Origin of the sequence: Hyphomicrobium sp. CS1BSMeth3, assembly GCF_900117415.1 — a bacterium.
Taxonomy (GTDB): Bacteria; Pseudomonadota; Alphaproteobacteria; order Rhizobiales; family Hyphomicrobiaceae.
The window spans coordinates 408,068-429,443 of the sequence record NZ_FPEI01000004.1; the positions used below are offsets into that span (position 1 = coordinate 408,068).

Below are 21,376 nucleotides of genomic sequence, written 5' to 3' on the forward strand. Positions count from 1 at the left end.
CGCTGTCGTCAGTGGCCCACTATGCCGTCTCGGTGCCCCATCGCTGAGTCGTGAGGCGCTGGAGCGCGATGAAAAGGCTTTCCGTCGCGAGACCGATGATGATGACCAGCATGATGCCGGCAAATCCGTCTGCCACGTTCATGAAAAGCCGACTGTTATTGATGAACCAGCCAATACCGCCGCCGCCGCCCGTCGCGCCAAATACCAGCTCCGCCGCCACAATGGTTCGCCAGCCAAAGCCCCAGCCGACTTTCAGGCCCGCGATCATCATGGGCAGCGCGGATGGAACCAGGACGGTCGTAACGAGGCTGATGCGGCTGAGCTCATAGTTCTGACCTAGCCGGACGAGCGTCGGAGAAACCGTTGCAAAGCCGACGGTCAGCGAGGAGGCGATGGGCCAAAGCATGGACATGACAACGACGAAGATCAGCGACTCCTGCGAAAAGCCAAACCAAAGGATGGCCATCGGCAGAAGCGCGATCGACGGGAGGGGTTGAAATATGCCGGTCATCACGCTCAGAACTTCGCGCGCCCATCGGTTTCCAACCGCGAGGCCGGTCATGAAGATCGCGAGGGCGACACTGATGGCGTACGCCTGCAGGAGAACGCGCAGCGTGTCCCAGATATAGCCCCAAAGCTCGCCCGAGCCACCCAAGCCTAGCCCGGCCGCCAGATGCATCACGACATCGCTGAAGGCGGGAAACAGCAGAGGGTTCACCTGCATGCCGCGGACGACGAGCTCCCAAGCCAGGCACAGCCCGGCAACGACGATGGGCTTGCGCAGCTTCTCGATGATCTCAGGAGATACGTTGTGGCCTTCGGCGAGCGCTTTCATGACACAGTATTCTCCGTATCCTTGAGCAGCTCGCGCAGCTCAGCCGCAAGAGGCATCGCGTCAGTGTGGAAGAGTGGAGAGCCGACATGCGGATTGTCGATCAGTGCGCGCACGCGCCCCGGCCCTCGCGACATCACCATGATGCGATCGCCGAGATGAACGGCCTCGTTGACGTCATGAGTGACGAAGATCACGGTCATGTCCCGCGCACCTTCCATGAGCATGCGGTTCAGCTCCGCCTGCATGCGCTCCCGATTGATCGCGTCGAGCGCACCGAACGGCTCGTCCATGAGAAGAAGTGCTGGCGCCACGGCAAACGCGCGCGCAAGGGCGCAGCGCTGCTTCTGTCCGCCCGAGAGCGTGTTCGGATACTGCGGCGACTGCCGATCGAGGCCAACGAGCGCGATGCACTCTCGTGCCCTTGCTTGAGCCTCGCTGCGGGACATCTTCGGGAAGCGGCGGCGAATGCCCCACGTCACGTTGCCGAGCACCGTGCGCCAGGGTAGGAGCTGCCCAAAATCCTGGAACACCATGATGCGGTCCATGGATGGAGAGCCCACAGGCTCCCCATCGATCTTTATGCTCCCCGAGGTCAGGGGGATGAAGCCCCCGATCGCCGTGAGAAGGGTGGACTTTCCGCAGCCCGAAGGGCCGAGAATGACGAACTTCTCACCCTTTCGGATATCGATCGAAACGCTATCCACCGCCAGCGTGGCCGCACGCCCGCGAGTGCTGTAAGCAATCGAGGCATCACGGATCGTCACCAGGGGCTCGCCTGGTGACAGTTGTTCGAAGCGAGCCGCCCGGTTCGCGGCGGTTGCCATCACCATTTCGTGCCAGCCGTATCCGGGAAAGCGTAGAAGTCAGCAGGCCCCGAGGGTTTACGCTTGATGACGCCAAGCGCCAGCATGGACTTCGCCTGACCCTGCAGATCCGCATCGGCGACGTACGTATCGTAGATGTCCGACTTCATGTACTTGAGGAAGTCGGCACTCGACACTTTGTTGTCGACCGATTTGCTCATCGCCTCGGCAGCGAGCTGCGGATTGGCCTTCATCCAGGCCGCTGTCTGGCGGAGCGCCTCGGCGTAGCCGCGCGTTATGGCAGCGTGCTCGTTGATGGTCTTGGTCAGTGCGCAAGCTCCGACCGCATACAGGGCATTGAAAATCTTACGGAACGATGCGATCTGGCGCATGCCCTGATCGGTGAGGCGCATTGCGAAGTCCGCCGTCGCCCAGTGACCATCGAGCTGCCCTGCAATGAGTGCCTGCATGGCATCGGGATGCGGCAGGTTCACGAAGTTGCGATCCAGTGCCTTAACGTCCTTGCCGGCGCGGTGCAGCAGTTCCTGCGCGGCAAAGTATTGGGCCGTATTGGGGCCCGGCGACAGCTTCTTGCTCGTGCCGATGAATTCGAGGATGTCCTTTGGGCCATCCGGCCGCACCATGAGATAGCCGTCGAATCCCGAGGTGACCTGGACCCACTTCCAGTCGACGCCTTTGTCCCACGACTGGAGATAAGGCCCTGGAGTGCACGACCCGAAGTGGAGGCGACCAGCGAGCATGGCATCACGCTGCTGCGCCGTGGTGAAGATGTTCTGCCACTCGATCTTGGCATTCGGAAATTTCTTTTCCATGACGCCAAGGACACGCGTGATCGGCATCGGCGCGTATATCAGGCCAAAGCCATGGGCGAACTTGTAGTCGCCAGTGACGGATGGGTCGGGGGTGACGCTGTAGCCTTCGGCGATGGTCACCTGCTGCGCGCTCACACTGCCGAGCGCGGCGCTGAGCGCCAAAGCCTGCATGGTCAGACCAATGGTCCTGACTATCCTACGCATGTTTCCTCCTTTTATGACTCTGTTTGTTATAGTCCCCGCTGTCAGCGTCGTAGCTTCGCTTCCTTCAGAGCGCTCCAGAGGCCATCGGTCGGCTTTCCGGGCTGCATATTCTTGATCGCCGCATCGAGCCGATCAGCGCTCGACTCGCTGATGGCGAAGATCACGTTGTCACGGAACTTGGCGTTTACTCCCGCCTCTCCCATCGGGAGTTTGGCCGAGCCAAGATTGTGCGGCACCGATGCTTCGTGCACGCTTCCGTCTGTCAGACGGACGCGCACCAGCGCCGGAAATGTTTCCGGAAACTCGGCGAAGGGGCGCGCGCGATAACTGACCTTACCTGCAATGCGGGCGACCTCGGGATCGGTGATGTTCTCCGGGAGGAAGCTCTTGACTCCGAGCTTGCCATCCAAGGCCGCGCGCGCGACGCAGAACTGCGCACTGAAGCGCCCCTCATAGGCATTTCGGGCCGCGACCTTCTGCACCGACGGCTCGAAAACGAGGTCGACGTACCACTGCGGCACCTCGCAGTGGATGTCCTCCACCATATCGAGGCGATCGAATACGCCGCGCGCGCGCAGATTGATCGTGCCCTGAACCATGGGGTGCACGCACAGACATGCGGGATACGGCTTAGGTGCCATCTCCTCGACCTCGAAGCGCGAACCGTCGAAGGAGAGGACCGCCTCTGGATCTATGTCGAGACGCGCATAGGCCTTGAAGACGCCGAACCTTCCTTCGAGCACTGTTGCCGGGCCGCTCAATCCGGCGCGCGCGAGTTGGACCGCGCGAATGCCAGCCTGTGCGGCCCAGCCAGGATGCATCTGCTTCACGTCAGTGCCGTCGGAGAGATACTCCATGAGGCCAGAGGCCATGCTTCCGGCAATGCCCATCGCATTGCGCGCGACGGAGGCATTCACCTTGAGAAGGCGGGCAGCAATAAAAGTCGACGCGAACACGCCGAGCACGGCCGTTGACTGGAAGCCGTGATCCTGGAATGGACCAGCGCCGAGACGGCCAAGGCGGGCCGATACCTCGTAGCCGAGAATGGCAGCCGAGAGGATCTCGCTCGCGGGAGCCTTGATGGCCTCGCCGATGGCCAGGGCAACCGGAATATTGACCGTGCTCGAATGCATGATCGCCGCGGGATGCGTATCATCGAAGTCGAGTGCGTGAGCCAGCATGCCGTTGGCGAGCGCGGCGTCGACACGGCTGGCACTGAAGCCGCCGCCCCACACGGTGGATTCGGCAGGGCCACCGGCCTCTGCGGCGACGCGCAGGCCGGACGTGCCGACGCCGAACGCTCCGCCAGCCAGCGCAACACCAATCGTGTCCTTCATGCAAAGCTGGACGGCGCGGACTGCCGACTGCGGAATTCGCTCTGCCGGATAGTCCAGGAATAGTGCGAGCAACCGCTCGGAAAAAGACGCCTCGCGCGTGGCAGCCGTTTTGATCTCGCTCATCGTAGGACTCCAAAATCGAAGTCGGCCCTACCCGCTCATGGGCGCACGCCTGATTGGAACTTCGGACCGAGTGTCGTCTTGAGGCGGCTCTCGGCGGCCGCCAATACGCGGCAGAGATAAGCGCGGGTCTCGCGCGGATCGATCATGTCCTCGACGGCAAATGCCTCGGCCATGCGGAAAGGCGACGCCAAGGCGCGCAACTCGTCCTCGATCTCGACTTGCCGTGCTGCGGGATCTTCCGCAGATTCGATCTCGCGCCGGAATGCGGCTCGCACGCCGCCTTCAACGGGAAGATTGCCGATCTCCGCCGAAGGCCAGGCGACCTTGAAATTGAGGCCGGCTTTGTCGCAGGCGGCCATGCCTGCCATGCCGTAGCACTTGCGAATGACGACCGTGACGATGGGAACGGTGGCCTTGGCGCCGACGTACACGGCGCGCATGCCTTCCCGGAGTGTGCCTGCCATCTCGGCCTGCGGCCCGACCATGAATCCAGGCTGGTCCACGAGGAACACGATCGGGATATGGAACGTGTCGCACAGCTCAGTGAAATGGATCTGCTTGCGTGCTGCCTTGTGATCCATGGCGCCGCCATAGATCATCGGATTGTTGGCGATCACGCCAACGGGCCGGCCATCGAGACGCGCGAGCGATGTGATGACCGACTTGCCGAAGGTGGGCTGCAGTTCGAACGCGGAGCCGCGATCGACGATCAGCTCGATGACGCGCCGCATGTTGTAGGGCGTGCGCCGATGCTTCGGCACGATGCCGAGAAGCTCCTCGTCGCCCCGCTCCACCGGATCGTCGCACGCGTGCCTCGGTGGCAGCTCCCAAACATTCTGCGGCATGAAGCTGAGGAAGCGGCGCACCATCTCGAGCGCTTCCTGCTCGCTCTCGGCGACATTGTCGATCGTGCCGCCGCCGTCGACGGCGATCTTGGCCCCACCAAGTTCCTCGCGGGAAAGCTTGATCCCCATCGACCGCTCGACGACCGGCGGCCCAGCAGCGAAGATCTGGCTTGTTCCCTTCACCATGACGGAGAAGTGCGAAAGCACGGCGCGCCCCGCGGGACCTCCGGCAGCAACGCCCATCACGGCGCTGGCAACCGGGACGATGCCGAGCAGCTCGACAGAACGCTCGAAGCCGTGAACGCCCGGAAACACAGCATGACCGCGCCGCTTGATCGAGGCCACGCTCCCGCCGGCGCCATCGATGAGATTGACGAGCGGAATGCGATAGTTGAAGGCCAGGTCCTCGATGAACCCGCCCTGCCCTCCTTTTCGCCGCTCGGAGCCCCAACTCGCGCCGCCGCGAATTGTGAAGTCCTCGCCGCCGAGAGCGACGTCGCGCCCGTCGATCCGCGCAAGTCCCATGATGTAGGGTGCCGGCTGTACGCGCTGCACCTTCCCGCTGTCATAACGCCCTTGGCCGGTGAGCGCCGAAATCTCCTGGAAGCTTCCCTCGTCGACGAGCGTCGAAATGCGCTCGCGAATGGTCGAGCGGCCAGCCGCGTGATGGGCCGCAACGGCTTCGGGGCCGCCATGCTCCTCCGCCCAGCGGCGGCGCTGGTGGATCTCTTCCGTTTCGGAGCGCCAGCTATCGGACATGAGGCCTACACCTCCACGATGGCGACGGTCTGCCCCTCGTTGACCGCCTCGCCTTCCTTGACCAGGATCTCGGTGACCTTCCCGCCGTCGATCGCAAGGACGGGAATCTCCATCTTCATCGACTCGAGAATGATCACCGGCTCGTCGACGCCGACTACGTCACCCGGCTTGACCAGGATCTTCCACACTGCGCCGGTGATCTCGGATTTGACTTCGGTCTTTGCCATGATGCTTCCTCAAGTGGCCTGTGCTTCGGCAAGGAGGCCGGTGTGTACGGCACCTGCGCGGAATGGCTCGTGACGCAGAATTCGGAGCAACGCGGGAATGTTCGATTTCAGTCCTTCGACCGTGAACGCTTCCAGCGCTGCTTCGAGGCGGGCTATGGCTTCGTTGCGGGTCGCACCGCGCGCGATCACCTTCGCGAGGAGCGGATCGTAGTTGGGTGTTACGGTTCCACCTTCGGCATAGCCGGTCTCGACGCGAATGCCTTCTCCTCGGGGCGGGCGGAATGTCTTTAGCGGCCCGGGCGAAGGAAAGAAGCGGACCGGATCCTCCGCATATACGCGCGCCTGAATGGCGTGCCCCGACGGCTCGATGGCTGCAGGCAGGAAAGTATCGAGCGCTTCGCCTGCAGCCGAACGGATCTGAGCCTCGACGAGATCGATGCCTGTCACTTCCTCCGTCACGCCATGCTCGACCTGCAGGCGTGTGTTCATCTCCAGGAAGCTGAACGACCCGTCGTCGCCCATCAGCATCTCGATGGTGCCGATGTTGTCGTAGCCTATAGCCGCCATCATCTCGGCGACGCGCTCGCAGAGGGCAGTGACCTTCTCGCGCGGCATGCCGGGAGCCGTGGCCTCCTCGATGACTTTCTGATGGCGTCGCTGGACGGAGCAGTCGCGCTCGAAGATATGGCGAACGCGTCCGTGGCGATCACCGAGCACCTGGATTTCGATATGGCGCGGCCGCTCGATCAGGCGCTCGAGATAGACCTCGCCATTGCCGAAACCGCGCATGGCCATGGACTGTGCCTGCGTAACGGCAGCAGCAAGCTGCTTGGCATCCCGCGCCGCAATCATGCCGATGCCACCGCCGCCCGCGGCGGGCTTGACGAGCACCGGATAACCAATCCGTTCCGCTGCGGCAGCAACGGCAGCCTCATCGGCAGGGAGCACGCCGGAGCCGGCGTTCATGGGCATACCGTGGCCCATCATGAGCTCCCGGGCCCGCGTCTTATGCCCCATCGCATCGATAAGACCCGCATTCGGCCCAATGAACGCAATGCCGGCTTCGTGGACCTGCCGCGCGAATGCGGCATTCTCGGAAAGAAAGCCATAGCCGGGGTGTATTGCGTCGACGCCGAGCTTGCGTGCGAGTTCGACGATCTTCTTGCCGTCGAGATAGCTCTCGCGTGCTGGGCCGGGCCCGATGCAGTGCGCTTCGCCTGCGCGTGCAAGGTAGGGCGCGCCGGCGTCCGCCTCAGAGTAGACCGCGATGGACGCAACGCCCATCTTGTCCAGCGTGCGAAGCACCCTGGCGGCAACGGCACTGCGATTGGCAACGAGTACCTTCTTGAACATGCTTCCCGCCTAGCTGCTCGTCGGCCAGGCCCGCATGAGATGCTGGCCAATTCCATTGCTGAGGCGGAGCTGATGCACGTCCAGCAGACGAATGAGGTGATCGCGCGTCTCCTGCGGCTGGATCACGTGCTGCACGCCATACATCGAGGCAATGCCCCAGACCTCGTTCTCCTTCTCCATCTCCGCCAGCTTCTCTTCGAAGCCCGGATCGCCGCGCCGCAAGCCATGAACCACAGTTACGGCGAACGCGGGTGTCATGAAGCTGACCTCCGCCGTCGGCCACGCAGCAACCTCGTCGGAGTTTCGACCGCCGCCCATATTCAGATACGCTTGGCCGTAGGTCTTCCGGATGATCACGGAGATCTTCGGTACCGTCACGAGCTGCAGGGCATTCATGAAGTTGACGATCTTGCCGGTGGCCCGGCGCTTCTCCGCCTCGGCGCCGATCAGGAAGCCTGGTGTGTCGACCAGCATCACGATGGGGATGTTGAACGAGTCACAAAGGACCAGGAAATCGATGATCTTGTCGCAAGCATCCGTATCGAGCGTGCCGCCCTTGACCATCGGATTGTTGGCGATGATGCCGACCACGCGCCCTGCAAGGCGACCGAGCGCTGTCACGGCGACGCGGCCGAAGCGCGCCTTCATCTCGAAATAGCTGTCGTTGTCTACGATGCGCTGGATGATCTTGCGCATGTCGTAGACCTGAGTCCGGCTCGCCGGCAGGAGATCCTGGATGGTGCGCATCCCCTCGCCCGAACCTGCCGGCGTCGGCCTTACGGGTGGCATTTCCTTATGATGGGTCGGCATGTAGCTCAGGAATTTGCGTAGCGCATCGAGCGCTTCCTCATCCGTATCGACGACCATGTCGACCATGCCGGTCGTCTCGGCGTGGATGCGCCAGCCACCAAGGTCCTCAGGACTGAGCTTCTCTCCCGTGGCCAGCTCGATCAGCCCGGGACTGGAGACCGCCATCACCGCGCCCTTGCGTATGACGCTGAAGTCCGAGCAGCAGTTGTAAAGAAACGACGAGCCGTAGCAGTATCCGAGAATTGCGGAGACCCATGGCGTCTCTCGCATTCGCTGATACTGCGTCGGATCATTGCCGAGCATGGTACCCATGCCGCGCGAGCCCTGATTGTCCGGCAGGCGGGCCCCCGAAGATTCGCCGAGCCAGACCATCGGCAGGCCGCGCATCGCGGCGATGCGGCGCATCTGCCCGATCTTGCGCATATTCGTGAGGCTGCTCGATGCGCCCTTCACCGTAAAGTCGTTCGAGATCACCGCAACTTCGCGGCCATCAATGCGCGCATAGCCGGCGATCTTTCCGTCGGCAGGTGTGGTGGCTTCGTCACCAGGCATGATCGATCGCCCGAACAAACCGGACTCGTAGAAGCTGCCGGGATCGATCAATCGATCGATGCGGCTGCGCGCATCGAGGACGCCCTTCTCGGCGCGCGCGCGAAGTTTCGCCTCTCCGCCCATGGCGAGAGCGGCGCGGCGGCGCTCCTCGAAATCGTTCAGAGGCTGCTCTTTCTTTTCCGTGGTCATGCGTGTCTTCTCGCCTCGGAGCTGGAGTCTGCGTGGCTGCAGCGGACGATGCCCTGCTGCTCGAGTTTCGCAATGTCAGCCTCGGAGAGACCGCATCTCTGCTGCAAAATTTCGCGCGTGCTTGAACCAACGCGGCCGCCGGCGTGCGCTATGCGGCCGGGCGTCTCAGAAAGCTTAGGCGTGACGCCCATCAGCGTGACTGCGCCAAGCTCCGCGTCCGGCACGTCGACCAGCATTTCCCGTGCGCGGAAATGTGGATCCTTGAAGATATCGGAAACGTCATAGATCCGCGAAGCAGGCACCGAGGCACCGCGCAGCGTTGCCTCCACGGTGTCGAGATCATTCGCCTCCGTCCACGCGGATATTATCGCGTCGAGCTCGGCTTCGTTCTCGTTCCGGTGAATTGTCTTGTCGAAGCGCTTGTCGGCGGCCAGCTCCGGCCGGCCCATCGCCTGTGCAAGGCGCGCAAACACACTATCGGCCATCGCGGTGATGTGGATGTGCCGCCCGTCCCTGGTCGCATAGAGATTGTTCGGCGCCGAACCCGGCAGCCGTGATCCTTCGCGCTGCGCGACGATACCGAGCGCACCAAACACGGGCACATGCGGCTCGATCATGCTGAAGGCGGAATCGCAGAGCGCCGCATCAATGCATTGCCCGCGTCCAGTCGCCGCGCGCGCCTGCAAAGCCAACACTGCACCGAAGGCTGCGTACAGCCCCGTAATCTCATCGGTCAGCGAAGTATTGATGCGGCCCGGCGGACGATCGGGATCACCCGTCAGGTGGCGCAACCCGCTCATAGCCTCGGCGACGACACCGTACCCAGCGCGTGCGCGATGGGGGCCTGTTTGGCCGAAGCCCGTGATGCGCACCATGATCAAGCGCGGATTGAGCGCGCTCAACACATCGTAGCCGAGACCCCAATCCTCGAGCGTGCCGGGCTTGAAGTTCTCGATCAGGATGTCGCTTCCAGCAGCTAGCTGCTTGACAAGCTGACGACCGGTCTCCTGACGCAGATCGAGAGCCAGCAGACGCTTGTTGCGAAAGATGCTCGCTGCATAGAGCGAGCGATCGCCAACGCGGCGGCTCATCGAACGAACGACATCACCTTCTGGCGGTTCGATCTTGATGACTTCGGCGCCGAAGTCGGCGAGCAGGCGACCGCAAAATGGACCGGCAACGCTGGAACCAACCTCAAGCACGCGCAGACCCGCGAGCGGACCTCGTCCCAAATCCACCATGGCGTTCCTCAAAAGGCTCATCGGCCTCGTTCTTGTTGAGGGCAATGTTCCGTCTTGGCGATAATATTGTCAACAATCTTCGCGCCTCTTCTGTTGCGCGTTGTGCAACATGAGATCCGAGCGCAGTACGGGATTGATAGGCAAGCGAGTTTTCGCGAGCGCTCGGCCGATCGAGAGCAGCTCTCGGCCAAAGATGGTCCGATCGCCGTTCCGCTAGCCGGAACGGCGGTCTTGGTGGATCGCAACGGATCTTGTTGGACTAGACGACGTCTCTCTCGCGCAGTCTCGCGATCTCGTCGTCGTTGAGACCGAATTCGGCTAGGATCTCATTCGTATCCTGACCGGGCGCTGGTGCCGCGCGCTCGACGCGACACGTGAAGTCGCTCATCTTCACCGGAAATGCAAAGCTCGTCGCGCCGGCATCGTCCTTCATTACTGTGCCGCGAGCAACGAACTGCGGATGTTCCAGGGCCTCGGCGAGCGTGAGGACCGGCTCGGCACATGCCTCGCTTGCCGCGAGGCGCTTTTGCCAATAGGCGAACGGTTGGCGAGCGAATGCTGCTTCCAGAGCCAAGCGGACAGGGGCACCCGGTGTGCCCACGGCAGCGTGCTGATCCTTGAGGTCGGGGCGCTCGATGATGTCGCACAGAGCATCCCAGAATGGCTTTTCCTGCGTAGCCACCGAGATGAAGCGGCCGTCAGAGGTGGCATAGAGGCCGTAGCGCGCATTGCCACCTGTGTGTGTTCCGCAGCCGCGACCGCGCGGCGTTGCGCCTTCATTGTATGACGCGAGCGCAAGAACGTTATGCGCCAGGACACCATCCGACATGGAGACATCGACAAAACGGCCCTGCCCGGTGCGCTGCGCGTCGACGATGGCCGCCAGAATTCCCACGGTAGCTGTCAATGTGCCGCCCAGAATATCTCCGAGCAAAAAGCTCGACAGCGCCGGGGGCGCATCCGGATTGCCGGTCTCATCGACGATGCCGGCAAGACTGCAGTAGTTGAGGTCGTGGCCGGGCACGTCGCGATAGGGACCATCCTGGCCGTAACCGGTGATGGCGCAGTAGACCAGTCGAGCATTCTCGGATGCCAGCGCGTCATAGCCCACGCCAAGCCTCGCCATGACGCCAGGACGAAATCCTTCGACGACAACGTCGGCCGCGCGAGCCATCCGCTTGAAAAGCTCAACACCTTCGGGTTTTTTTAGATCCAAGCAGAGCGCGCGCTTGTTCCGATTCACCAGATTGCGGATCGCCGGACGAACGTAATCGCCGCGTCCTTGGTCCTCAATCTTGATGACGTCCGCACCGAGATCCCCGAGATGCTGGGCACAGAGAGGGCCCGGCAGCAGACGCGTCAAATCAAGAACGCGAAGTCCCGACAACGGCTTGGGTCGCGCCATGGCAACAGCGTCCTAAAATACGAAGTGCTTGTAGCGCTGAAGATCCTGAATAGCGCTGCGTATGTTCGCGCGCTTGAGGCGCTCGGCTTCGGCGGCATCTCCTCGGCGCATTGCTGCCAGGACCTGACGGTGCTCCTTCAGTCCTTTTTCCGCGCGGCCGGGAAGTATCATGACGCGGCGCATGATCACGCGCGTCTTCTCGTAGATACTGTCCAGCATTCCACTCAGGACTTGGTTTTGTGCGGCATCGATAATGCGCCTGCGCATCTCGGCATATGCCTGTGCGTAAGTCTCGATATCGCGCTTCTGAAGCAGATCGTCCATCGGCTTGCCGAAGGAGCGGACCAGATCCTCCCAGCTCTCGGGCGGTGAATTCTCGGTCGCAAGCCTTACGCAAAGTCCTTCAAGAACTTCGCGGACATCATAAATTGCAAAGACTTGCGCAATGTCGAAGCGAGTGACGATGGCGCCGCGATTGGGAATCCGTTCGACCAGTCCGCGCATCTCGAGCGCGCCGAGTACTTCGCGGATGCGGGCCCGCGAAACGCCAAACTCGCTGCTCAGCTCCTGTTCGAGCAGCTTCGCGCCCGGGGGAATCGAATGCGAAGCGATCCGCTCTCGCAGCGCCTCTTCGACCCCATCACCATTCCGGCGCCCGCGGCCCTGCAACTGTGCAGGCTCGGAGGTCTTGGAGCGCCGGGCGCCCGTCGCCGCTCGACTGGACTTTGCCATAGCGTGTAACTGCCGTTCTCTGCTCAACACTGCGCAATATACAAACTCAACGAGATTGGCGACACAATTGTTGAGCCGCCAATGCGGAAGGTCGCTGAAAATAGCGCTAGGGACGTTAACGGCTGCTATCGGGCGCCATCTGCGCATTGTTGGGCGCGTCGATACAGCTAACGCATAGCAACTTCCGCTTCATCTCTCTGAGGCGGTTGCCAGCAACCAGCATCATGGGGAAAGGGCTACTTCGAGGCATTCCGGCCAGCGGTGAATTTAGCTGAAGTCGGGGTACCAGCCGACATTCACTTGCCGTCCGAACCGAAGTGTCCGAGTGGAAGTGGTGCGTCCGCCTTCAGCGATTGTATGGCGATGCTGCTGCGCACGTCGCGCACGATGGGCAATTCCAGAAGTTTGCCGACAAGAAATTGCTGATAGCACTCCATGTCGGGCACCACGACCTCAAGAAAATAGTCCGCCTCTCCAGCCACGAGATGGCATCCGACCACTTCGGGCATGGCGGTCACGGCGTGCTCGAAATCGAGCGCTCGCTCGTTGGCGTGCCGATCGATCTTCACCGCAAGGAAAACTGTGAGGCCGAGGCCAACACGGTTGCGATGGAGAACCGCGCGGTATCCAGCAATGACCCCTTCATCGGACAGCCGTCGCACCCGCCGCAGGCAGGGAGATGCGGAAAGTCCTACGCGGTCAGCCAACTCAATGTTGGATAGTCGCGCGTCCGCCTGCAATTCGGCGACGATGCGGCGATCTATATCGTCCAATGCAGGATTTGGCATCACTGCTCACATTTTCGGCCATCGGCGGCGACTTATTGCGTCAGAGCGCCCTACTATAGCGTAGTTCGCAAAGATCTGCCCGTAGATCATGAGGCATAGTTCGTGCCGCCAAACCATGGAGCCGTCTCATGCCAACCGATACCGCCATCGTCCGCTACCTGAATCCGTCCGCCCTCGAACGGCCGCCCGGCTACTCCCACGTCGTCGACGTGCGCGGCAACCGACTGGTCTTCATTGCCGGACAGGCCGGTGTTGATGCCACCGGTACGATCGTTGGCGCGGACAACGTGGAGGCGCAAGCCGAGCAGGCATTCCACAATCTGTCGGCGGCGTTGGAAAGCGTGGGATGCACTCCTGCAAATTTAGTGAAGCTGACCGTCTTCGTTCGCGACATGGGCCGGTTGGCGGACTACCGCCGTGCGCGCGACCGCTTCTTCAATTCGGTGACGCCGGCCGTCGCACCAGCGGTGACCTTGGTTGAGGTTTCGCGCCTCTATTCGGAGCGCCTGCTCATCGAGATCGAGGCCGTGGCAGCGGCATAGCCAGTCGCGAACGGCGCAACGGCGGACAACATTGTTGCGACCGGTGCACATGGCGGCACCTTAGCCGGCTTCCTCATCGAACTATCGAATGAAGCCTCTCCCAGAAGTGCGATAGGCAAAAACGGTGCGCTACCATGCACAGCCCATCTTCAGTTCTTGGGCAGAGTCGCCGACGGGGCCACGGGCGCGGGGTTAACCACGCCATAGCGATCGGCCGTAAGATTGCCTGGATGGACGTAATTCGCCGGCCGCGCCCGTTCTGGCAGCATGGTGGCGTTCCAAGCCTCCCAATCGGCCTTCAGTCGATCGAAGACATCCTTCTCCCGATCCTTGAGATTGGCGCGCTCGCGTGGGTCTTTGACCACATCGAAGAGGAATTCGTTTCCGGCAATGCGCAGGTATTTCCAGTTGCCGTCGCGAGCGGCGCGTTGCGATCCGGCCTTGTAGCGCCAATAGAGCTTTCGTGGATAAGACGTGGCACCGCCAGTCAGAACCGGTCCCAGGTCTTCCCCGTCGGATGGATAAGCCGCGTCCGAAGAGGCACCAGCGGCGGCCAGCAGGGTCGGCAGCCAGTCGATCGTGGCCATCGCCTGATCGGAGACCGATCCCGCTGCGATCCGGCCGGGCCAGCGCACGATCGCCGGAATCCGAAGCCCTCCTTCCAGCAGCTCGTGCTTCATGCCCGAGAACGGCCAGGTATCTGAGAAGCGCTCGCCGCCATTGTCGCTGGTGAAGACCACGATGGTATTGCTTGCAAGGCCCGTCGCGTCGAGCGCCTGTAGCACTCGGCCGACATTGGCATCCAGGCTCTGCACCATGGCGGCATAAGTCCTCCGCGTGCCGCCGTCGCGGTGCAGGATGTTTCGGATGCGCCGCGACTCGGCCTCATCGTCCGGGCCCTCCCACGGCCAGTGCGGAGCCGTGAAGTGCAGGCTCAGGAGAGCCACGCAGCCGGGGCAGAGCGTCTGGAAGGCATGGATCAACACCGGTCGTCCGCGCAAGTCGGAGGGCAGCGTCGGCGTGTCAGTGTCGAACCAGTGGCCAACGACGATCTCCGGTGCGACAGACGACGACACCATAACTCTCTACCCCTGGGATGCAGCGGGGGGCACTTCCAGCTCCGCGGAGCGAGATCATCACAGCTGGGCGAGTTCGGCGCCGAAGTTGATGTGATAGGGGTGGCCGTCGATCACCAGGGGCCGGGACGGATTTCACGCCGGCCGCCTCGGCCTCTGCGATACGGCTCTTGTCGGTGCCGAGATGGACGATCTCGACCTCATAAGCCGCCGGATCGAGGGCGCCGGCCAGACGCTGCTCGGCGTCGACGCAGACGCTGCAGCCGGCATGGTAGAAGATCGCTTTCTGCTTCATGGCTAGTTTCCTTTCGATGAGATGCGGGAGGGTCATTTCTTGGTGATGACGCCCGGCAACGAGAGAGTGCCTGAGGCGACCTTGTAGGTTCCGGTGACGCACAAGAGTGGCACCTTGCCCTGCTCATGCACCTGCAGCTTGGCGGCAACCGCATCGAAATTGACGTTCTCGGCACCCTGCACAGGGACAGTGATCCTGATCGTCGCGCCCTTGATGAGCGGGCTCATGCCGGGGCTGTCGAGTGCGAGCGGCAGGCCCGGTGCGGTCGCCGGGAGCACGTCCTGGCCCGGCGAGACGTCGCGCACCTTGAGGCCACCACCGCACGCCTTGTCCTCGACCAGCACGACCCAATGCGAATGCCAATCGGCGCCGTCATTGTTCGGATCGCCATCGCCGTTCTCATCGAACAGTGGCGTGTCGTCGAAATCCGGGTGGGCGGTGATCGCTAGTGCCAGAATGCCGGAACTTTTCTCGAAGCCAACAGCCGACGGATCGAGCTTGGTCGGCCAGACGTAGGCATCGACCTTGGAGCCCTGCAGCTTGCCGACCTTCTTAGGCTTCTGCGTGCCGGCGTTGCCGGCAACCTCCATGATGAAGGTGGCGAGCCGCCCATCCGTGCTGGCCGACGCCTGCAGGATATCGAATGCTGCCGGAACGTTCGCATCGCGCTTGGCCCTGATGTCATGCGCGAGAGCCAATTGAGAGGTGAGCGCCAGGCCGGCGGCAAGCGTCAGCGGAAGAGAGGTAGATTTCGACATAACGGAATCTCCCGTGGATCGGTTGCAGAAATGGTATCGACTAGCTATTAGTATGCGCGACCTAAGATCGCCGTCAACAGATAATATCGAGTCGCTACCATGAATGCTTCGAGCCTTGCCCTCGACGCCGCACACCTCATCGACCGGCTGGATCGGCTGGCGCGCAGCGGCGAGGCGACGGGGGACCTCAATCCAGCGCAATGGGAAGCTCTGCGCTTCATCGCGCGGGCCAACCGCTTCTCGCGGACGCCGGCGGCGCTGGCGGAGTACCTCGGCTCAACCCGCGGGACGGTTTCGCAGACGCTGATAGCGCTCGAGCAGAAGGGGCAGATCACGCGTCAGCCAAGTGCTCGTGATCGACGCTCGGTGATGCTTGCCCTGACGGCGGTTGGTGAACGGAGCTTGAAGGATGATCCGATCCTTGCTCTCGCCGCCGATCTTGCCGGGGCTGATCCGGAGAAGCTTTGCATCGTAGCCGAGACCCTGCGCCGGGCCCTCCAGGCCATGATCACGCGCAATGGCGGTCGCGCGTTCGGTGCCTGCTACGCTTGCCGCCACTTCAGTAAAGGCGGCAGCGCGCGTTGGCCGCACCACTGCCTGCTGCTCGACGAGCCTCTGTCGGAGGCCGACAGCCGTGCCATTTGTGTCGAACAAGAGCCGGCACTGCCTACCCTCTGATGCTGTTGGCGAACGACATTGACCATCAATAGCACGTGCGAGCGCGGCCCGGGCAATCTGAGAGGATGCTCGTCAGCTAGTTCACTAGGCGTATGCGTTGAAGAAAGCGGAGATGCGTGGCTTCAGGAGCCGCTTGCGTGCCGACTGGCATCGCGCATCGATCGAGTATGCGATGCAGAACGTTGCCCTGGTGACGAAGGTCGACGCGGTGATTGCCGGCTTGGGCTGAGACGCGTTAGGGCTCGGGCGTCCAGCGGTACCGCCGGATGCGTGGCTGTCTCATTCGAGCACGGCCGGGATCGAGAGATAGCCGCGGAAGCGGGCGCGGCGACCGCGCAAGGGGAGACCGGCAAGACGGTAGCGCGGATAGCGGGCGAGGAACCGGCCGAGAGCGATCCGACCCTCGAGCCGCGCCACATTCATGCCGACGCACTGATGCGGACCGGACGCGAAGGCGAGATGCCGGTTCGGATTGCGGCCGACATCGAGCCGGTCGGGATCGGGAAAGCGTTCGGGATCACGGTTGGCCGCCCCGATCAGCAGCGTGATCGAGGTCCCGGCGGACAGCTCGATGCCGCCGATGGTAACCGGAGCCGTCGTCCTTCTGTTGCCGAGCTGGTTCGAGCTCTCGAAGCGTAAGAGCTCCTCGACGCAGGTGCGCAGGAGCGATGCATCCGCGGCGAGGCGCGCGCGCTCGTCCGGCCACTCCGTCAGCGCGACCAAGCCATTGCCTATGAGGTTCGTCGTCGTCTCGTGTCCGGCATTGAGAATGAAAATGCAATTTTGCAGGAGCTCGGCCTCGCTGAGCCTCACGCCATCGGCCTCGCCGAGAACAAGGCGCGTGAGGACGTCCTTGTCCGGGTCCCCGGGTCGCAGCCTGCGTTGGCCGATCAGGCGCTCGAGATAGGAGAGGAACTCGCGCACCGCCCGATTGCCGCGCTCGAGCTGGTCCTTGCCCGGCGCCGGCTCCAGCGCTCCGAGAATGGCAAGCGACCAGTCGCGCAATGGGTCGCGCTCGTCGCGCGGCACATCGAGCATGTTGCCGATGACTTCAATGGGAATGGCGGCAGCGAAGTCCCCGATCAGATCCACGCGGCCTTCTCGCGCCATCCGCGCTTGCATCGCATCGAGCAGGCGATCAACAAGCGCGACCACAGGCCCCTCCATATTGGCGATGGCGCGTGGCGTCAGGGCGCCGGCCATGATGCGACGGACCCGGGTGTGACGGGCGCCATCGTTGAAAACGAGGCTCGTGGTATGGTGATCGTAGAGCGGACTCTCTCCGAATTTCGGCCGGAACTCGACAGTCTTGTCCGACGAGTAGAGGGCAGTGTCCTTGTAGATCGCCTCGAGATCGACGTGCCGCGATATGAGCACGCTGCCTGAGGCCATCGCGCGCACCGGCGCGTACATGCGGAGCGCGTGGTAGACCGGATAGGGGTCATCATGAAAGCCCGCGGGCAGATCGACAAGATCGAAGCTCGCGGCGATGTCGCGCGCTCGATCCTCGGGAAGGAGCCGCATCCCTTGCGGATTCAGAGGCCGGCTCCCGGGAAACGGCTGCATCGGCTGGCCCATCTTCACACCTCGACGACCTCGTCCGAACCCAATCAGCGAAAGCCCCCGCTCGGGGTGCGCAACATCCGCTCCTCACACGAAGGCAGAAACTAGCCGGGTGCAGCCGGCGTGTCGAACGGCTCACGATCTGTTTGGGCGCTCTTGGAAAGCGCCGGCGCGACTACCAACTACCGAACTGTGCGACGAGACCGCGCCAAAGCGCGTCCCGCTCGCTCGCAAGGCTTTCCTTTCCAACCGAGGCGTTTCGGGCGACCGCCGTGATGACGAGCACGAGCTTCAATTCCGGGTCGACGAAGATCGATTGTCCATAGACACCAAGCAGAGCGAAGCGCCGCTTGCTGCCCGGATAGGTCCAGAACTGATAGCCGTACCCAAAATAGGACGTCGCCTTGCGAGGCTGAAACGCTTCAGGATGCCGGCGCCAACTGGTCGCCTCGAGCAGGTAGTCCTTCGGGACGATCTGCTTGCCGTTCGCTGCACCATCCGCAGCCAGCAGGATGCCTAGGCGAGCATAGTCCCGAAGAACGGCATTGAAGCGGCCGCCGCCATTCTCGTAGCCGTCCGACCGCGTTGTGATCCAAGTGGCGTCGGCTTCCGCACCCATCGGCTGCCAGAGGCGCTCACTCAAATAGTCGCTGACCGAGCCACCGATAGCCGCCCGCAGCACCGCGACGAGCGCGACCGTCTCGGCGGATGAATACCTGAAGCGCGTCCCTTCCTTGGCCTCACGTTCATTGAACATGCGAAGAGCGGGAATAGTGCCTTCTTTGACGCGCTTCACCCCAAGGCGCGTCAGATCGTCCTTGCCGTCATAGACCTCCCGGAACCTCACACCGGACGCCATGCGAAGAAGGTTCCGTATGGATGTCTCGCCGTACGCGGAACCCGCGAGCTGCGGTACGTACGTTGCAGCGTTGTCGTCCAGCGAGCGGATCTTCTTCTCTGCCAGAGCCATCCCGATAGCGAGGCTCACGATCGACTTCGCCATGGAATGAGAGACCAGACGGTGTTGAGGGGCGCGATCATACTGGTAGCGCTCGGCCAGGATCTCGCCGTCCTTGATGATCATAAGACCGGTGATGCGCTGGCGATCGAGAAAATCCTCGAGCGTCAGTGTCCGATCGTCGAATTTGTAGGTGATACGCGGGGGCTTCGCCGCCGATTTGAGAATCGATGGAGCTGGCGACCTCTTCAACGTGTTGTGGGGAAATATCCGATCGAGATTGCTGAACGAGCCGACACGTACGCTTTCGTCCAGCGACCAGTTGCTGGCCTTGCCGATCGGATATCCTTTCTTCTTTCCGAGCAGCTCTTCATCCGGAGCCGCGCATAGCATCTGCGGCCAGAGAGCCACCAAAACCGCAACGGCCAGGAGCCGCCGCACGTGCAATGTCACCAGCATGTGTCGCCCCCCAGATCGTGCCGCTCGGCAGGGCATGGCGGCATCCAGTGCCGTGGAGGATATGCGGTTGCCGGGCCGTCCGCAATTTGCGGACGTGGTGCTGCATCGGCTCTTCGCGTCACGTGACCGCCCTGCCGGGCATGAGGATCTCCGGATAGCGCTTGACAACGACGCCGCCGGAGACTGTCTCGCCGGCGGGCTTAGATGCCCGGCGGAAGCTTGGAAGCCATCATCTTCCTGCGGTCGAACTTGCGGCCATCGACGATGAAGGTTCCGTCGCCAACAGCGTGAATCGTGCGCTTCTCCTTACGCGCGGGATCCACATATGCCGCGACCGCCTCGAGCACAACGATGTTGTACTTGGCGATCATGTCGATGACCTTGCACTCGATGTTGGCCAGACATTCCTTGATCAAAGGCGCATTGACAAGCTTGCCGGGCACAGCCGTGAGATTGAACTTGGCGAACTTGTCGGTGTCGGCACCCGAGCACGTTCCGATCCCGACCACCGTGTCCAATAGATCGATGGTCGGTACGGCGATCACGCATTCCCTTTTTTGCAAGGCCGCGAAGGAGTAATTCCAGGCGCCCGTCGTGATAGCGAGCATCGGGGCAAAGTCCAGCACCATGGTCCACGAGATCGTCATGACGTTGTTCTTGCTTCCGTCGCGAGTCGTGACGAGGATCACGGGCCCCGGTTCTATGAGGGTGAAGGCTCGGCTCAATTTCAATGCGCGCATCACGGCCACCTGCGGTTCTATCCAGTATTGAAACGGCCTAAACGGCGACGAGCCCGAAATGACACGGTGCATCCGAGTGCCCCGGGTGTCCCGAAAGCCGCCGGCTGTCGAACGGCCTCGAATCCCGCAGCGACATGGCCATGGCACTGGTACTGCCGCCGCGCCAACATGGCGTGTCATCCCCTTACGAAGGCGGTGTGTGCCCCGTCGAGCCGCTAGATGGCGGCTGGTGCGACATCAGATAGTTGCCTATGGCCAATGACAGGGAGTGAGGCGCGACCCGCCCGGACATCGCCATCAGGGCGTTGAGCCTGCCGGCAACGACAACGGAACGGTTCGCTTTCAGGCCCTGGTAGCCCAGATGCGCAACTTCGGCGGCCGTCATCACATGCGCCGGCCCATTGAAAAGCGGCACGTCCTCGATGCCTGCGATGCGCGCGAACCCGGTGGCTGTCGGGCCGGGACACAGCGTGGTGACATGCACGCCTGTGTCCCTGAGCTCATACGTAATGGCCTCGCCAAAACTCAAGACATAAGCCTTGCTTGCGCTGTAGACGGCCATCTGCGGCCCCGGTTGAAACGCGGCGGTTGACGCGACCAGCAAGATTTTTCCGCGCCCCCTGCTTACCATGCCCGGAAGCAGCAGCCGCGTAAGTTCTGTCAAGGCGACCACATTGACCTGCAGCATTTCGGCGAGGCGAACCGGATCTGATTGATCAAAGCGGCCATTGCCGCCGAGGCCGGCGGCATTGACGAGAACGTCGATCGCAACAAGACCCTGCGCCTCGATCTCGCCGATCAGCGTCTGCGCTGCTCCGGCCTTGCTCAGGTCGCACGCAAGCACCGTGGCGCTCGCTCCGCTAGCCTTGATCTCATCCGCGAGCGCCTGCATGGGCGCGGTTCGCCGTGCGACAAGCACAAGATCATAGCCATCTTTCGCCAACTCTCTCGCCAGATCAGCGCCAATACCGCTCGACGCTCCCGTGACGACCGCGAGGGGACGGTCCAAACTTGCCATGACGGATGCCTCCTCGTCTTCAACACAGATGCCGGGTAGCTTTGGTCAGATGGGTGCACTGGCGCATTGACGTGCCTCAATGTGAGGTGCCGCGAGCGCCGAGGAGTTTAATTTGGTACCTATGCGGCGCTGAGAACGCCTGTCGCTTGAATCGAACCTGGCCAGCGGTGTGAAATTCGCCCGCGCACGACGAGTCGGGTGTGCGCATTGTCCAGCGGCACGAGCAGGAACTCCCAACTGACCTGGTTGGCGC

General features: G+C 62.4%; 20 protein-coding genes. 2 read left to right on the forward strand and 18 right to left on the reverse strand.

The window, feature by feature from the left end:
• Window positions 1-19: 19 nt before the first annotated feature.
• The 12 genes from CS1BSM3_RS06170 to CS1BSM3_RS06225 all read right to left on the reverse strand — a co-directional run bounded on the left by CS1BSM3_RS06170 (window position 20) and on the right by CS1BSM3_RS06225 (window position 13,036).
• Window positions 20-835 (reverse strand): ABC transporter permease, encoded by an 816-nt coding sequence (locus CS1BSM3_RS06170; RefSeq protein ID WP_072386138.1) that lies wholly within the window; start codon window positions 833-835, stop codon window positions 20-22.
• Window positions 832-1,599: an ABC transporter ATP-binding protein gene (locus tag CS1BSM3_RS06175; protein WP_174263633.1), complete on the reverse strand. Its 768-nt coding sequence runs from the start codon at window positions 1,597-1,599 to the stop codon at window positions 832-834. Before CS1BSM3_RS06175 ends, CS1BSM3_RS06170 begins: the two co-directional genes overlap by 4 nt.
• Before the next feature lie 59 nt (window positions 1,600-1,658).
• Entirely contained in the window at window positions 1,659-2,675 is a 1,017-nt protein-coding gene (locus CS1BSM3_RS06180) for an ABC transporter substrate-binding protein (RefSeq protein ID WP_143149093.1), read from the reverse strand.
• A gap of 41 nt (window positions 2,676-2,716) precedes the next feature.
• Window positions 2,717-4,135, reverse strand: a complete 1,419-nt coding sequence (locus CS1BSM3_RS06185; RefSeq protein ID WP_072386141.1) for an MmgE/PrpD family protein — start codon at window positions 4,133-4,135, stop codon at window positions 2,717-2,719.
• Between the two features lie 35 nt (window positions 4,136-4,170).
• Window positions 4,171-5,739 carry an acyl-CoA carboxylase subunit beta gene (locus tag CS1BSM3_RS06190; protein ID WP_072386142.1) on the reverse strand — a complete coding sequence of 523 codons (1,569 nt, stop codon included), beginning with the start codon at window positions 5,737-5,739 and terminating at the stop codon, window positions 4,171-4,173.
• A gap of 5 nt (window positions 5,740-5,744) precedes the next feature.
• Window positions 5,745-5,966 carry an acyl-CoA carboxylase biotin carboxyl carrier protein subunit gene (locus CS1BSM3_RS06195; protein WP_072386143.1) on the reverse strand — a complete coding sequence of 74 codons (222 nt, stop codon included), beginning with the start codon at window positions 5,964-5,966 and terminating at the stop codon, window positions 5,745-5,747.
• A gap of 9 nt (window positions 5,967-5,975) precedes the next feature.
• Entirely contained in the window at window positions 5,976-7,319 is a 1,344-nt protein-coding gene (locus CS1BSM3_RS06200; RefSeq protein ID WP_072386144.1) for an acetyl-CoA carboxylase biotin carboxylase subunit, read from the reverse strand.
• Window positions 7,320-7,328: 9 nt separating this feature from the next.
• A complete protein-coding gene (locus CS1BSM3_RS06205) occupies window positions 7,329-8,870 on the reverse strand; it encodes an acyl-CoA carboxylase subunit beta (RefSeq protein ID WP_072386145.1) in 1,542 nt (513 codons plus the stop codon).
• Window positions 8,867-10,132 carry a CaiB/BaiF CoA transferase family protein gene (locus tag CS1BSM3_RS06210; protein ID WP_143149094.1) on the reverse strand — a complete coding sequence of 422 codons (1,266 nt, stop codon included), beginning with the start codon at window positions 10,130-10,132 and terminating at the stop codon, window positions 8,867-8,869. The genes CS1BSM3_RS06205 and CS1BSM3_RS06210 overlap by 4 nt, the downstream gene beginning before the upstream one ends.
• A 238-nt stretch (window positions 10,133-10,370) precedes the next feature.
• The gene (locus CS1BSM3_RS06215) at window positions 10,371-11,516 is read right to left on the reverse strand and encodes a CaiB/BaiF CoA transferase family protein (RefSeq protein ID WP_072386147.1); all 1,146 of its coding nucleotides are present in this window, start codon (window positions 11,514-11,516) and stop codon (window positions 10,371-10,373) included.
• 12 nt (window positions 11,517-11,528) lie between these two features.
• Window positions 11,529-12,395: a GntR family transcriptional regulator gene (locus CS1BSM3_RS06220; RefSeq protein ID WP_083528351.1), complete on the reverse strand. Its 867-nt coding sequence runs from the start codon at window positions 12,393-12,395 to the stop codon at window positions 11,529-11,531.
• 149 nt (window positions 12,396-12,544) lie between these two features.
• On the reverse strand, window positions 12,545-13,036 hold the full coding sequence (locus tag CS1BSM3_RS06225; RefSeq protein WP_072386149.1) for an Lrp/AsnC family transcriptional regulator: 492 nt from the start codon (window positions 13,034-13,036) through the stop codon (window positions 12,545-12,547).
• A gap of 128 nt (window positions 13,037-13,164) precedes the next feature.
• Here CS1BSM3_RS06225 and CS1BSM3_RS06230 point away from each other — a divergent pair, with 128 nt between their 5' ends.
• The gene (locus CS1BSM3_RS06230; RefSeq protein WP_072386150.1) at window positions 13,165-13,578 is read left to right on the forward strand and encodes a RidA family protein; all 414 of its coding nucleotides are present in this window, start codon (window positions 13,165-13,167) and stop codon (window positions 13,576-13,578) included.
• Window positions 13,579-13,727: 149 nt separating this feature from the next.
• Here CS1BSM3_RS06230 and CS1BSM3_RS06235 read toward each other — a convergent pair whose 3' ends face one another.
• Window positions 13,728-14,561: a sulfatase family protein gene (locus CS1BSM3_RS06235; RefSeq protein WP_244540436.1), complete on the reverse strand. Its 834-nt coding sequence runs from the start codon at window positions 14,559-14,561 to the stop codon at window positions 13,728-13,730.
• 420 nt (window positions 14,562-14,981) lie between these two features.
• Entirely contained in the window at window positions 14,982-15,707 is a 726-nt protein-coding gene (locus tag CS1BSM3_RS06245; protein WP_072386152.1) for a hypothetical protein, read from the reverse strand.
• A 99-nt stretch (window positions 15,708-15,806) separates the two neighbouring features.
• Between CS1BSM3_RS06245 and CS1BSM3_RS06250 the strand changes: the two genes are divergently transcribed.
• The gene (locus CS1BSM3_RS06250; protein ID WP_072386153.1) at window positions 15,807-16,385 is read left to right on the forward strand and encodes a MarR family winged helix-turn-helix transcriptional regulator; all 579 of its coding nucleotides are present in this window, start codon (window positions 15,807-15,809) and stop codon (window positions 16,383-16,385) included.
• A 279-nt stretch (window positions 16,386-16,664) separates the two neighbouring features.
• Here CS1BSM3_RS06250 and CS1BSM3_RS06255 read toward each other — a convergent pair whose 3' ends face one another.
• The 4 genes from CS1BSM3_RS06255 to CS1BSM3_RS06270 form a co-directional block, all read right to left on the reverse strand.
• Complete coding sequence (locus tag CS1BSM3_RS06255) at window positions 16,665-17,909, reverse strand: cytochrome P450 (protein WP_072386717.1); 1,245 nt, start codon at window positions 17,907-17,909, stop codon at window positions 16,665-16,667.
• 214 nt (window positions 17,910-18,123) lie between these two features.
• A complete protein-coding gene (locus CS1BSM3_RS06260; RefSeq protein ID WP_072386154.1) occupies window positions 18,124-19,365 on the reverse strand; it encodes a serine hydrolase domain-containing protein in 1,242 nt (413 codons plus the stop codon).
• A 200-nt stretch (window positions 19,366-19,565) separates the two neighbouring features.
• Window positions 19,566-20,105 (reverse strand): flavin reductase family protein, encoded by a 540-nt coding sequence (locus CS1BSM3_RS06265; RefSeq protein WP_072386718.1) that lies wholly within the window; start codon window positions 20,103-20,105, stop codon window positions 19,566-19,568.
• A gap of 184 nt (window positions 20,106-20,289) precedes the next feature.
• Entirely contained in the window at window positions 20,290-21,123 is an 834-nt protein-coding gene (locus CS1BSM3_RS06270; RefSeq protein WP_072386155.1) for an SDR family NAD(P)-dependent oxidoreductase, read from the reverse strand.
• Between the last annotated feature and the right edge of the window lie 253 nt (window positions 21,124-21,376).